This window comes from Lichenibacterium dinghuense (genome assembly GCF_021730615.1).
Taxonomy (GTDB): domain Bacteria; phylum Pseudomonadota; class Alphaproteobacteria; order Rhizobiales; family Beijerinckiaceae; genus Lichenihabitans; species Lichenihabitans dinghuensis.
This window is the reverse complement of the sequence record NZ_JAJLMN010000001.1, coordinates 1,440,221-1,452,158: the sequence shown is the minus strand read 5'-3', so window position 1 is coordinate 1,452,158 and position 11,938 is coordinate 1,440,221. Positions and strand designations below refer to the sequence as shown.

At 72.9% G+C, this 11,938-nt stretch carries 17 protein-coding genes; 11 read left to right on the top strand and 6 right to left on the bottom strand.

The window, feature by feature from the left end:
- The first annotated feature begins 15 nt into the window (after positions 1-15).
- From L7N97_RS06975 to L7N97_RS06955, 5 genes are all read left to right on the top strand, one after another.
- Positions 16-1,008 carry a UDP-glucuronic acid decarboxylase family protein gene (locus L7N97_RS06975; RefSeq protein WP_237477606.1) on the top strand — a complete coding sequence of 331 codons (993 nt, stop codon included), beginning with the start codon at positions 16-18 and terminating at the stop codon, positions 1,006-1,008.
- A gap of 23 nt (positions 1,009-1,031) precedes the next feature.
- On the top strand, positions 1,032-1,559 hold the full coding sequence (locus L7N97_RS06970) for a gluconokinase (RefSeq protein ID WP_237477605.1): 528 nt from the start codon (positions 1,032-1,034) through the stop codon (positions 1,557-1,559).
- Positions 1,560-1,716: 157 nt separating this feature from the next.
- On the top strand, positions 1,717-2,451 hold the full coding sequence (locus tag L7N97_RS06965) for a YfdX family protein (RefSeq protein ID WP_237477604.1): 735 nt from the start codon (positions 1,717-1,719) through the stop codon (positions 2,449-2,451).
- A gap of 128 nt (positions 2,452-2,579) precedes the next feature.
- Positions 2,580-2,786 carry a hypothetical protein gene (locus L7N97_RS06960; RefSeq protein ID WP_237477603.1) on the top strand — a complete coding sequence of 69 codons (207 nt, stop codon included), beginning with the start codon at positions 2,580-2,582 and terminating at the stop codon, positions 2,784-2,786.
- An 86-nt stretch (positions 2,787-2,872) separates the two neighbouring features.
- Positions 2,873-3,238, top strand: coding sequence for a response regulator (locus tag L7N97_RS06955; protein ID WP_237477602.1), 366 nt, complete (start codon positions 2,873-2,875; stop codon positions 3,236-3,238).
- A 28-nt stretch (positions 3,239-3,266) separates the two neighbouring features.
- Here the strand turns inward: L7N97_RS06955 and L7N97_RS06950 are convergent, their stop codons facing one another.
- Together L7N97_RS06950 and L7N97_RS06945 are read right to left on the bottom strand one after the other, a co-directional pair.
- On the bottom strand, positions 3,267-3,743 hold the full coding sequence (locus L7N97_RS06950) for a hypothetical protein (protein ID WP_237477601.1): 477 nt from the start codon (positions 3,741-3,743) through the stop codon (positions 3,267-3,269).
- A 17-nt stretch (positions 3,744-3,760) separates the two neighbouring features.
- On the bottom strand, positions 3,761-4,465 hold the full coding sequence (locus tag L7N97_RS06945) for a hypothetical protein (protein ID WP_237477600.1): 705 nt from the start codon (positions 4,463-4,465) through the stop codon (positions 3,761-3,763).
- Positions 4,466-4,615: 150 nt separating this feature from the next.
- Here L7N97_RS06945 and ddpX point away from each other — a divergent pair, with 150 nt between their 5' ends.
- The gene (gene ddpX / locus L7N97_RS06940) at positions 4,616-5,191 is read left to right on the top strand and encodes a D-alanyl-D-alanine dipeptidase (RefSeq protein WP_237477599.1); all 576 of its coding nucleotides are present in this window, start codon (positions 4,616-4,618) and stop codon (positions 5,189-5,191) included.
- A complete protein-coding gene (locus tag L7N97_RS06935; RefSeq protein ID WP_237477598.1) occupies positions 5,188-5,394 on the top strand; it encodes a hypothetical protein in 207 nt (68 codons plus the stop codon). The genes ddpX and L7N97_RS06935 overlap by 4 nt, the downstream gene beginning before the upstream one ends.
- On the opposite strand, the gene L7N97_RS06930 is transcribed toward L7N97_RS06935, so the two are convergent.
- A complete protein-coding gene (locus L7N97_RS06930) occupies positions 5,388-5,642 on the bottom strand; it encodes a hypothetical protein (RefSeq protein WP_237477597.1) in 255 nt (84 codons plus the stop codon). The two genes, L7N97_RS06935 and L7N97_RS06930, sit on opposite strands and share 7 nt — an antisense overlap.
- A 255-nt stretch (positions 5,643-5,897) precedes the next feature.
- On the opposite strand from L7N97_RS06930, the gene L7N97_RS06925 reads away from it, so the two are divergent.
- Positions 5,898-6,359: a hypothetical protein gene (locus tag L7N97_RS06925; RefSeq protein ID WP_237477596.1), complete on the top strand. Its 462-nt coding sequence runs from the start codon at positions 5,898-5,900 to the stop codon at positions 6,357-6,359.
- Positions 6,360-6,364: 5 nt separating this feature from the next.
- Here the strand turns inward: L7N97_RS06925 and L7N97_RS06920 are convergent, their stop codons facing one another.
- Together L7N97_RS06920 and rcdA are read right to left on the bottom strand one after the other, a co-directional pair.
- Positions 6,365-6,655, bottom strand: a complete 291-nt coding sequence (locus L7N97_RS06920) for a hypothetical protein (protein ID WP_237477595.1) — start codon at positions 6,653-6,655, stop codon at positions 6,365-6,367.
- Between the two features lie 152 nt (positions 6,656-6,807).
- A complete protein-coding gene (rcdA, locus tag L7N97_RS06915; RefSeq protein WP_237477594.1) occupies positions 6,808-7,344 on the bottom strand; it encodes a protease adaptor protein RcdA in 537 nt (178 codons plus the stop codon).
- Positions 7,345-7,830: 486 nt separating this feature from the next.
- Between rcdA and L7N97_RS06910 the strand changes: the two genes are divergently transcribed.
- Positions 7,831-8,958 (top strand): branched-chain amino acid ABC transporter substrate-binding protein, encoded by a 1,128-nt coding sequence (locus L7N97_RS06910; RefSeq protein ID WP_237477593.1) that lies wholly within the window; start codon positions 7,831-7,833, stop codon positions 8,956-8,958.
- 115 nt (positions 8,959-9,073) lie between these two features.
- A complete protein-coding gene (locus L7N97_RS06905; RefSeq protein WP_237477592.1) occupies positions 9,074-9,934 on the top strand; it encodes a formate/nitrite transporter family protein in 861 nt (286 codons plus the stop codon).
- Here the strand turns inward: L7N97_RS06905 and cobD are convergent.
- Positions 9,882-10,955: a threonine-phosphate decarboxylase CobD gene (gene cobD, locus L7N97_RS06900; RefSeq protein WP_237477591.1), complete on the bottom strand. Its 1,074-nt coding sequence runs from the start codon at positions 10,953-10,955 to the stop codon at positions 9,882-9,884. The two genes, L7N97_RS06905 and cobD, sit on opposite strands and share 53 nt — an antisense overlap.
- On the opposite strand from cobD, the gene cbiB reads away from it, so the two are divergent.
- A complete protein-coding gene (gene cbiB / locus L7N97_RS06895; RefSeq protein WP_237477590.1) occupies positions 10,936-11,910 on the top strand; it encodes an adenosylcobinamide-phosphate synthase CbiB in 975 nt (324 codons plus the stop codon). The genes cobD and cbiB overlap by 20 nt on opposite strands.
- The last annotated feature ends 28 nt before the right edge of the window (positions 11,911-11,938 follow it).

Sequence of the window (11,938 nt, the reverse complement as noted above, 5' to 3'; positions counted from 1 at the left end):
CCGCGGGAGACTGACTTGACCGAGAAACGCGTGCTGATCACCGGCGGTGCCGGCTTCGTCGGCTCTCACCTGTGCGAGGCGCTGCTCGGCCGCGGCCACGAGGTCCTGTGCGTCGACAACTTCTACACCGGCCAGCGCCGCAACGTCGCCCACCTCGTGGCGAACCCGCGCTTCGAGCTGCTGCGCCACGACGTGTGCTTCCCGCTGCACGTCGAGGTGGACGCGATCTACAACCTCGCCTGCCCGGCCTCGCCGGTCCACTACCAGTCCGACCCCGTGCAGACCACGAAGACCAGCGTCATCGGGGCGCTCAACATGCTGGGCCTGGCCAAGCGCCTGAAGGTGCCGGTGCTGCAGGCCTCGACCTCGGAATGCTACGGCGACCCCGCCGTGCATCCGCAGCCCGAGGACTATTGGGGCCACGTCAACCCGATCGGCCCGCGGTCCTGCTACGACGAGGGCAAGCGCTGCGCCGAAACGCTGTTCTTCGACTACCACCGCCAGCACGGCGTCGACGTCAAGGTCGCGCGCATCTTCAACACCTACGGCCCGCGCATGCACCCGGACGACGGGCGCGTCGTGTCGAACTTCATCGTCCAGGCCCTCAAGGGCGAGGACATCACGCTCTACGGCGACGGCTCGCAGACGCGCTCCTTCTGCTTCGTCGACGACCTCGTCGACGGGCTGATGCGGCTGATGGCGACGCCGCGCGGCGTCACGGGGCCGATCAACCTCGGCAACCCCGGCGAATTCACCATCCGGCAGCTGGCCGACACCGTGGTGGAGATGACGGGCTCGCGCTCGCGCCTCGTCCACCGCCCGCTGCCCCAGGACGACCCCCGCCAGCGCCGCCCCGACCTCGCCCGCGCCAAGGCCGAGCTCGCCTGGCAGCCCACCACGGCGCTGAGGGACGGCCTCGCCCGCACGATCGGCTACTTCCGCTCGTTGCTGGACCTGCCCGAGCAGCCCCCGGCCCCGATGAAGGCGGCGCGGAGCCGCGTCGCCTGAACGCCGTTTCGAAAGGTTCTGCCGTGACGGACTCCGATCCCGCGCCCCCGCTGCCCCTCGTCGTCATGGGGGTCAGCGGCTCCGGCAAGTCGACCGTCGCCGAACAGCTCGCGGGCCGGCTCGGCCTGCCCTACGTCGACGGGGACGACCTCCACCCGCGGAGCAACGTCGAGAAGATGCACGCGGGCCACCCGCTCGACGACGCCGACCGCTGGCCCTGGCTCGACCGCGTGGCGGCGTCGCTCGTCGAGCACGCGGCGGCGCAGGGCGGCGTGGTGCTGGCCTGCTCGGCGCTGAAGCGGTCCTATCGCGACCGCCTGCGCGAGAACACGGGGCGCCGCGTGCGCTTCGCCTTCCTCGACGTCGGCTACGAGCAGATCGAGCGGCGGCTCCGGGCGCGCACCGACCACTTCATGCCGCCCGGGCTGCTCCGGAGCCAGTTCGACACGCTGGAGCGGCCAGGGCCCGACGAGGCGGACGTGATGACGGTGCCGGCCGACGGCGCGGCCGAGGGCATCGTGGCCGACGTGGCGGCCCGCCTCGGCCGCTGACGCTCGCGCGGAGGCGTTCTGCGCCGCATCACTCCCTCATAGATTGAGTGAGCGATTTGTAACTCTTCCGGCATGATTTAATGAAACCACCCGCCCCTGGCCGCGCTTGTAGCAACGCGAGCCGGGGCGAACCCGGCTGTCCCAAACGGAGTCAGTCATGTCTGAATATCGCCGCAATACAGTCGCGCTCGTTTCGGCGCTCCTGATCGGTTCTACGCTGGCGGGCGCTCCGGCCTTCGCGGCCGACACGTCGAGCGATGCGGCCAAGGCCGGATCTCAACAGGCGATGACCGATAAGCGTCTGATGGTCTCGAACGACGGCTTCAAAGCCGAGCGGGAGCTCGGCGCGGCCCGCATCGCCATCTTCCAGGGCAACACGGACGCCGCCAAGACGCTGGTCAAGGACGCCGAGGCCGACCTCAAGACCGTGATCGCGCAGGCCCCCAAGGACTTCCCGAACGGCGCGCCGACCGCCGACGGCAAGGGCACCGGCAACCCGGACCTGATCCCGATCGACGGGCAGATGGCCATCGCCGACGACATGGTGCTGACCCCCGAGAAGACCGCCAAGGTCAAGGAAGCCAACGAGCACCTGAAGAACGGCGACACCGCCAAGGCGATGGACACGCTGAAGCAGGGCGCCATCGACATCGCCTTCACCCGCGTGCTGATGCCGATCAAGGAGACCAACGTCCACGCCGAAGCGGCGGCGACTCTGCTCGACCAGGGCAAGTATTACGAGGCCAACCTCGCCCTCAAGGCCGCGCAGGACCTGCTGCGGACCGACACGGTGGCGTTCGGCGACACGCCGGCCCAGGCCGCGCAGGTGACCGGCCTGCCGGCGACCAGCGCGGCTCCGGCGGCGGCTCCGGCCGCGCCTGTCAAGAAGTGATCCGCTCCCGGGCCGCCTGAGGCCGCACTTCGCCGCCCGGCGTGTCCGCCGCGCCATCGCGGGCGGCCGGGCGGGGTGATAGACTCGTCCGACGGCGCGGGCGACCGCGCCGTCGGAGGAGGGACGGGATGCGTCGTGTGATGGGAACGCTCGCGCTGGCGGCATTGGCCGGGCTGGGCGGGTGTGCGAGCGCGCCGCCGCCGGAGGCGGCCGTGCGCGGCCAGCCGACGGCCGCCCGGGCCCAGGTCGTCCCGTGTTCGACGACCTGGCTCGTCCTCGCCACGGTGTCGAGGTGCGGCTCCGGCGGCTTGAAGTTCGGCGTCGCGGCCGAGTAGGGCGGAGCCCTCTCGGCCAAACGGCCGCGGCCCGCGTTGAGGGCAGGGCATTCCCCCGGGGCATGCCGCGCTCGGGAGTTCTCGCCATGGATCGCGCCATCGTCGTCATCGAGGACGAGCCGCTGTTGCGGCAATACGCGATCGAGACCTTCGCCGCGGCGGGCCTCACCGTGGTGGACTTCGAGGACGGCGACCGCGCCCTGGCCTACGTGCAGGCGAACCCCGCGGCCGTCGAGGCCGTGTTCACCGACGTGCGCCTGATGGGCGCCACCGACGGGCTCCGCATCGCCCGCGCCATCACCGAAACACACCCGGACATCACGGTGGTGGTGACTTCGGGCGGCTTCGCCGAGCGCCCGGCCGAACTCGGCCCGCGGGTCGTCTACATCGGCAAGCCCTGGATGGCGATCGACGTGCTGAACGCCATCATCGACGCCAAGCAGGACGACTGACCCTCCCTCCGGGCTGCCCTCGGCGCGGTCAGGCGGGGGGCTTCCCGGGCGGCGGCGCGTCGAAATCGTCCCGGTCGACGACGGTCACCGGGACGCGCGCCGCGTCCGCGGCCGGGTGGGTGAAGTCGAGGTCGATCCGCCAGCGCTTGACGTAGTCGGTCGCGCTGGCCCGGACGAAGCCGAGCCGGTCGCGCGTCGTGTGCTCGTAGTGGCAGACCTGGCCGGCGCGGCAGCCGGGCACCAGCGCGATCAGGGCCCCGACGGCGGGGTGCGCCGCATCGATGCCCTGCCGGACGCAGGCCGCCTCGGCCTTCACGGTCTTCTCCGAACAGTCCGCCAGGGCGCGGTCGAGCAGGTTCGCGCGCGGGTCCACGACGTGGTCGTAGGAGGTGGCGTAGCGCGCGACGTCGGCCACCCGCCCGGCCCCGTCCTGCACCTGGAGGGCGCAGCCAGACGCCAGCGCGGCGAGGCCGAGGAGCGGCGCGCGGCCGGCGAGGCGCCCCATCGATCGCCGCACCGCCTTCAATGCGCGCCGGCCCCCGCGGGGACGTGGCCCATCAGGCGGTCGACGGCGGCGACCGCGGCCGACGCGATGGCCCCCGCCAGGGCCATCGGCTTCGTCAGGAAATGATCGTCCGGCGAGGGCGCGGCCGCCGAGGCCAGCGTCGGCGCCGAGGAGGATTCGTAGGCGATCCCGTAGCGCTGGCGGTCGGCCGGGAGGATCCAGGTCATCTCGTCGGGCGCCGCGCTGGTCAGGTACACGATCGCGCGGTCGTCGAAGCCGAGGCGGCCGAGATAGGCCCCGATCAGGGCGTTGGCGGCCCCGGTCTCGACGCTGACGCCGTTGCGGCGGAGGTAGGCGGCATGGAGCCCGACGTGGGCGTCCTCGCCCATGGCGCGCGGCGTGCCGGCGAGCCACACCAGCCCGCAGGCCGACGCGCAAACGCCCCGCGCCGGTACCGTGGTGGCGAGGCCCTCGCGCCGCACGGCCTCGCCGAGCGCCAGCGCGGCCTGCACGTTGCCGCCGAGGCTCGACAGGCGGATCGCGTGCGGGCGCGGCGCCGTGGCCAGGGCCGCCGCGAGCTTCGCGTCGTCGCCCGGCTCGACGATGCCGTTGAGCTCCACCACGGCTCCGCCCGAGGGCGACGGCACGGCCTTGATCTCCGCCGCCCGGACGGGTGCCGAGAGGGCCAGAGCGGCCAGGAGGGCGAGGGCGAACCGTGGCATGGGTGGCAGCATGCTGAACCCCTATCACTCTGTGGGAAAAAATCCCACTGAAATTCCGTCGTCGGGCCTGCGAAGCGCGGTCGCCGCCGATCCTGTCCCGGATTTGCGGCGGGGTTGAGGGTGCGGCCGCGGTCGGGCATGGTGGGCCCCATGCTGATCCCGATCACGGACGCCGACGGCATCCTGCTCGACCTCCGTTACGCTTCCGTGGACAACCCGCTCGGCCGCGCGGTCTACGCCCGTGCCGTGGCCCTGCTGCGGCCGCCGGCGCGCGACGCCCTACTGCGCGCGGCGGCCCGCGCCCGCGCGGTCGGGCTCGCGCTGAAGGTCTACGACGCCTTCCGCCCGCTCGAAGCGCAGCGGCTCTTCTGGGACGCCGCGCCGGACAAGACCTTCGTGGCCGACCCCCGCATGGGCGGCACGCACCCGCGCGGCATCGCGGTGGACCTGACGCTGGTCGACGCGGCGACGGGGCTCGACCTGCCGATGGGCACGGGGTTCGACGACTTCTCGGCCCTGTCCGGGCACGACCGCCTGGAGGGGCTCGCCCCCGACGCCGTCCGCAACAGGGCCTTGCTGCTCGGCCTGATGACGGCCTGCGGCTGGGAGCACTACGGGCCGGAATGGTGGCACTATCACCTGCCGGGGCGCGAAGCCTATCCGGCCCTGTCGGCCGCCGACGTGCCGGGCGGACCCATGGACGGCGCTTCGGAGGCGGGGGAATGAGGTCCGGCGCGAGGGGCGCCGCCCTCCTGCTCGCCTCGGCCCTGGCGCTCGCCGGTTGCGCGCGGGACGCGCAGCCGGTTACCTTCGCGGTGCCCCGTGCCGCCGCGGCGCAGATCCGGATGACCTGCCCGCCGGGCACCTTCATCGGCACCATGACGGCCAACTGCCCGCAGCCGCTGACGCGGGCCGCGCCCGCTCAGTGAGCCTGGGTGCGGATCCCCTTGTCGTAGACGGCGCGGCAGCCGGGGCTGAGCTGGGCGCGGTAGCGCTTCATGCAGGCCGCGGTCTGCTCCTCGTCCAGCAGGCTCTGCGGGCAGAGCCGCACGGCGTCGCCGGTGCAGGCCTGGACGGCTTGTTCCCGGAATTCCGGGGTGAGATTTTCGGTCCCGGCCCAAGCGGGGGACGAGAGCCCGACGATCAGCGCGACGCTGAGAGATCCGGCAATCCTCATGAAGACCTGTCCTTTGCGAGCCCCTGGGCCGCCGTTCCGAGCCGCGGCTGAAACGCTTCGACCGCTGTCGCGGGTTCGGCGGCCCGGGGTTTCGCGCATGTGGGCCCGGACCGCCCCATCCGGCAAGGCTCCGGTCTGCCGCGATCCCCGCCGTCCTGCAACTGCGGCGCAAAGCTTCGTCAAGGTCCGGCCGGTAGGGATGTCGGGGTCAAGCCGCCACGGCCTCCGGGCCGCCTCGCCGGGCCAGGAGATGCCATGACCGAGACCGTCCGGCGCCCCGGCGCCCCGCGTTTCGTCGCCTATTCGACACTGACTCGGATGCCGGCCCTGGCCGGAGCGGACGCGGCCCGCCTGCTCGAGGAAGCCCGGGCGATCCCGGCGCTCGGCTACGACAACCGATTCGTGGAGGTGCTCGACTGCGGCGCGGAGGGGCCCGACGCCGCCGCGGTGGATCTGACGCTCGACGCGGCGCGGTCGCTGTTCCGCACCGTGTTCCGCGGCTCGGGCGCGCTCGGCCAGCCCGGCATGCCGCCCCTGCCGCTGCAGGACCCGCTGCCGACCCCGCCCGACCGCGCCGCCCTGCGGGCGATCGAGGACGAACTGTCGGGCCTCGTCGATCGGGCCCGCGCGGCCGGCTTCGACGGGCTCGCCTCGCTGCTGCACCGCGCCCGGGCCGAGGCGCGGGCCGAGATCGCGGCCGTGCTGGCCCGCGGCTGAGCGTTTCAGGGCTTGGCGGGGGGCGTGACGGACAGGGCCGGCGGCGTGTCCACCTGCTGGCGGAGCGCCACGGACCCGTCCTCGTGGAGCACCACCATCACGTGCTGGCCGTCCTTGGTCGCCTGCGCCATCCATTCCCCGAGGTTGCCCTCGTGCACCTCGGCCACGTCGGCGTAGCCCGCCGCCTCGATCCTGGATTTGGCCTGCCCCTGATCGAAGCCTTCCGCCGCGGCGGGCAGCGCCCAGAGCGCGACGATCGGCAGGGCGGCGAGGAGGGCGGGGGCGGCGGCTTTCATGGGAACTCCCGGGTGGCGCGACCCGAACGGATGAGCGATCCGTTTGGATCGGCCTGAGTTCCTGGCTTTCCTCACGGCCCGAGGTCGCATGGCCCTCCGCACGGTCAGGCTCGCCCGGCCGCGGCCCGCCTCGTCCCGTGGTGGGCGCCGGCTCAGCGGGCGTGGAAGGCTTGGCGGATGCGCTCGCGCTGGAGGTCGAACTCGGTGGCGACGCCGGCCGGGGCGGCCGGCAGGGACTCCTCGGGCAGGCGGATCGTGCGGTCGAGGTAGATGATGCGGTTCTGAAGGCGCAGCGAGCGGGCGGTCAGCTCTTGCAGCAGGGGCGGCAGCTGGGCGAAGACGCCGGGGCCGGAGGCCACGTCCTGCACGCAGAGCCGCACCTTGTGCTTCTCGGCCTCGGCCTGGGCCGGCTCCATGTCGCCCTCGTTGACGGCGCGCTGCACCAGGAGCCAGGACGCGACCTGCATGAGCCGGGTGGTGAGCCGCATGCTCTCGGCCGCGTAGGCGATGGCGACGGGGCGGGGCAGGTTCTTCGCCTCTTCCCGGCCGGGGCCGTCGAGGTAGGTGGCCACCTGCTCGACCAGGTCCATGCCGTCGCGGAACAGCGCCTTGAAGCGCGGCGAGCCGGCGAGCCGATGGGCGAAGCTGACCGTGTTGCCGCCGTCGACGCTGCTGGAAACGCTTGCCATCCCGAATCCTCAGTTCCGTCCGGCCGGGCGGACGCCAGTCGAGCCATGATCGCGACGGCGAAGGTTTAACAGCGATGATCCGACCTGCGCCGTTTACCGGCCGTCAAGGTTAACGGCTGGAACGAGATGAAAAAGAAGCCGCCCGGAGGCGGCCCGTGAAGTTCGACAGGGAAGCATCGACGGCGGCGGACCTGAACGGAGACGTCCAGTTCAGGACCGGCAGCGTGGACAACCTCCGTGGTAAACGGGAAGCCTTAACGGACGATTGATGCGCGGCGATCCGATGCGCGGGACGGGCTTCCGCGCCGGCCGACGGGTTTCGCCCGGTCGCGGCACGGCATTTGCTCGCCCGCCGGTCGCGATCCGGGCCGCTTTCACTCCGAGGGGCGCGCGATACGGGCTGGACTCGGGTAAAACATTCGCATCAAATCCGCCGCGGCCTGGACGGCCGGCGCGGCCGGCATGCAGAGCAGGGAGAGGACACACGTGAAGACTCTTGGATTGACGGGTTTCGTGCTGGCGGCGGGCCTCGCCTTCTCCGGCGCCGCCCACGCGGCGGACTTCAAGCTCGGCGTCGCCGGGCCGATCACCGGCTCCACGGCCGCCTTCGGCGCCCAGCTCCAGCAGGGCACGCAGCAGGCCGTCGACGACATCAACGCCAAGGGCGGCATCCTCGGCAACAAGATCGTCCTCGAGGTCGGCGACGACCAGGGCGACCCGAAGCAGGCCGTGTCCGTCGCCAACAAGTTCGTCGGCGACGGCGTGAAGTACGTGGTCGGCGACTTCAACTCGGGCGCGTCGATCCCGGCCTCGGCGGTCTACAACGAGAACGGCATCCTGCAGATCACGCCCGCCTCGACGAACCCCAAGTTCACCGAGCAGGGCTTCTGGAACACCTTCCGCACCTGCGGCCGCGACGACCAGCAGGGCGAGGTGGCGGCCAAGTACATCGCCGCCCACTTCAAGGGCAAGAAGATCGCGATCCTCCACGACAAGACCACCTACGGCAAGGGCCTCGCCGACGCCACCATGGCTGGCCTCGCCAAGGACGGCATCAAGCCCGTGCTCTACGAGGGCGTGAACACCGGCGAGAAGGACTATTCGGCCGTCGTGTCCAAGATGAAGGCTTCCGGCGCCGACCTCGTCTACTGGGGCGGCCTGCACCCCGAGGGCGGCCTGATCCGCCGCCAGATGACCGACCAGGGCATCAAGTCCCCGATGATGTCGGGCGACGGCATCACGGACAACGAGTTCGCCTCGATCGCCGGCCCGGGCGCCGAGGGCACGCTGATGACGTTCGGCGCCGACGCGCGCAAGAATCCCGCGGCCTCGGCCGTGGTGAAGGAGTTCGCCGCGCGCTCGACGCCGTTCGATCCCCAGGCCTACACGCTCTACTCCTACGCCGCCGTGCAGGTGATGGCGCAGGCCGCCGAGGCGGCCAAGTCCGTCGACCCCAAGAAGATGGCGGAGAAGATGCACGACGGCATGACGTTCCACACCGTCATCGGCGACCTCAGCTACGACAAGAAGGGCGACCTGAAGCAGGCCGGCTACGTCATGTACACCTGGAAGAAGCAGCCGGACGGCAAGATCACCTACATCGAGAACGACTGAGCGCTCCTACGCACAGCGAATCGAGGGAGGCCCGCCGCGAGGCGGGCCTTTTTCGTCGCGCGCGGGGGCGCGGGGCGGTAGCCTGCCGCGCCGAACATCCCGCCGCGGTGCCGCCATGACCCACGAACCCGAACCGCCCGAAGCGGAAGCCCCCGAGGGGGAGAAGCTCAAGGACACGTTCCAGACCGCGATCTCCTCGGCGCCCGAGCCGGTGATGATCCACGACATCATCCGCGAGGATGGCGAGCGCGAGCTCGAACGCTCCATCTCGGCCCTGTCCTGGTCGGGGTTCGGCGCGGGCCTGTCGATGGGCTTCTCGTTCCTGATGATGGCCGTGATCCGCGGCGCGCTGCCGGAGGCGCCCTGGCGCATCCTGATCACCGGCTTCGGCTACACGACCGGCTTCATGATCGTCGTGCTCGGCCGCCAGCAGCTCTTCACCGAGAGCACCCTCACGGCCGTGCTGCCGGTGCTGACCCAGCGCTCGATGACCTCGATCGCCAAGATGCTGCGGCTGTGGGGCGTGGTGGTCGCGGCCAACATCGTCGGCACCTTCATCTTCGCCTGGGTCATCTCCGTGCCGGACCTGTTCCACGCCGACGTGGCCCAGGCCCTGTCCGACATCGGCCACGAGGCCATCCAGGATCCGTTCTGGCACATGGCGCTGAAATCCGTGCTGGCCGGCTGGCTCATCGCCCTGATGGTGTGGCTGCTGCCCAGCGCCGGCCAGTCGCGCCTGCTGCTGATCCTCATCATCACCTACCTGGTCGCCATCATGCACGCCTCGCACCTGATCGCGGGATCGGTGGAGGTGTCCTACCTCGTGGTCACGGGGCAGATCGGACTGGGGGACTATTTCGGCCACTTCTTCGTGCCGACCTTCATCGGCAACGTGGCGGGCGGCACGTCGCTGGTGGCACTGCTCAACCACGCGCCGGTGCGCGAGGAGCTGGACCAGGCCAAGAAGAAGCGCTGAGGCGCGGGCCGTCCAGGGCCGCCTCCAGCCGCAGCCACGCCGCCTCGTCGCCGGGCAGGCCGAAGCGCAAGCGGCGCGGATGTTCGGCGAAGGGCCGGGTGAGGATGCCGGCGCGGGCGAGGCGATCGAACCAGCGCGCCCCGTCCTCGACCTCGGCCAGCCGGAACAGCGCCGTCCCGCCCGCCATCCGGGCGCCGGCGGCGAGGAGGAGCGCGTCGAGCCGCGCGGCGTCCCGCGCGAGTCGGGCGCGGGCGGCGCCGGCCCAGGCGTCGTCCGCCAGCGCGGCGCGGCCGACCGCCAGGGCCGGCCCGCTCACGGCCCAGGGGCCGAGCGCCGCCCGCAGCGCCGCGGCGCGCGCCGGCGCCGCCACGGCGAAGCCGAGCCGCAGCCCCGCGAGCCCGAAGAACTTGCCGAAGCTCCGCAGCACCACCGCGTTCGGGGGCGGCGCCGGCGCGAGGCTCCAGGCGGGCTCCACCACGTCGGCGAAGGCCTCGTCGACCACCAGCAGCCCGACCCGCCCCGCCAGGGCGGCGAGGTCGGCCGGCGCGACGAGGCGGCCGTCCGGGTTGTTGGGGTTCACCACCACGGCGGCGTCGAAGCCGGCGAGCGCGTCGAGGGTGTCCACGGTCTCGACCGCCGCGCCCGCGGCCGCCCAGGCGCGGGCGTGGTCGCCGTAAGTGAAGCCGAGGACGCCGACGCGCCGCGCGGCGCACAGGCGCGGCAGCCACTGGATGACCGCTTCCGTGCCGGGCGCCGCCGCGACGCCGGCCGGGTCTGCGCCGTAGGCCCGCCCCGCGGCGGCTTCGAGCGCGCGCGCCGCGCCCGCGTCGGGCAGCGCCGTCCAGGCCGCGGGGTCGAGCGGCGGGATCGGGTAGGGCAGGGGATTGATGCCGGTCGACAGGTCGACCCAGGGCTCGGGTGCGGCGGGGAAGGCCGCGCGGGCCGCGCCGAGGTCGCCGCCGTGATAGGTGAAGCGGCCCCGCTCCCCGTCTCCCCCCGCGATGTCCCTCTCCGTCACCATCCCGCTCTGCTGCCTCGCCCTCGGCCTCGAAGCCGCCTTCGGCTACCCGGCCCCGCTCTACCGCGCGCTGGGCCACCCCGTCACCTGGATGGGGGCCTGGCTCGCCGCGCTGGAGCGGCGGCTGAACCGCCAAGCCTGGAGCTTCCCGCGCCGCCGCGCCGCGGGCGCGCTGGCGCTCCTCCTGCTGCTCGGCGCGACCGCGGCTGCGACGGCGCCGCTCGAAGCGGCGCTCGGCCGCTCGTGGCCGGGCGTGGCGCTCCTGGCGCTGCTGGCCGCGAGCCTGCCGGCGCAGCGCAGCCTCCACGACCACGTCCGCGACGTGGCGCTGGCGCTGGAGCGCGGCGGGCTCCAAGCGGGGCGGCGGGCGGTGGGCATGATCGTCGGGCGCGACACCGCGGTGCTCGACGAGGCCGGCGTGGCGCGCGCCGCGATCGAGAGCCTCGCCGAGAACTTCTCCGACGGCGTCGTGGCGCCGGCTTTCTGGCTGGCGCTCGGCGGGTTGCCGGGCTGCGCCCTCTACAAGGCCGCCAACACGGCGGACAGCATGGTGGGGCACCGGACCGAGCGCTACGCCGCCTTCGGCTGGGCCGCCGCGCGCTTCGACGACCTCGTGAACCTGCCGGCCTCGCGCCTGGCCGCGCTGTGGGTTCTGCTCGCCTGCCCGCTCGCCGGCGGCTCGGCCGCGGGCGCCTGGCGCGCGCTGCGGCGCGACGCGGCGCGCCACCGCTCGCCCAACGCCGGCTGGCCCGAGAGTGCCTTCGCCGGCGCGCTGGGGCTGAAGCTCGCGGGGCCGCGGGTCTACGGCGCCGTGCTGGTCGAGGACGGCTTCATGGGCGACGGTCGCCGCGAGGCCGACGCGGCGGACCTGCGCCGCGCGCTGCGGCTCTACCGCTGGGCCTGCGGGGTGCAGCTCGCCGTGGCGGCCGCGGCGTCGGCAGGCGTCGTCCTGCGGTGAGCGGCGGCCGCGAGCGCCCTATCACCCC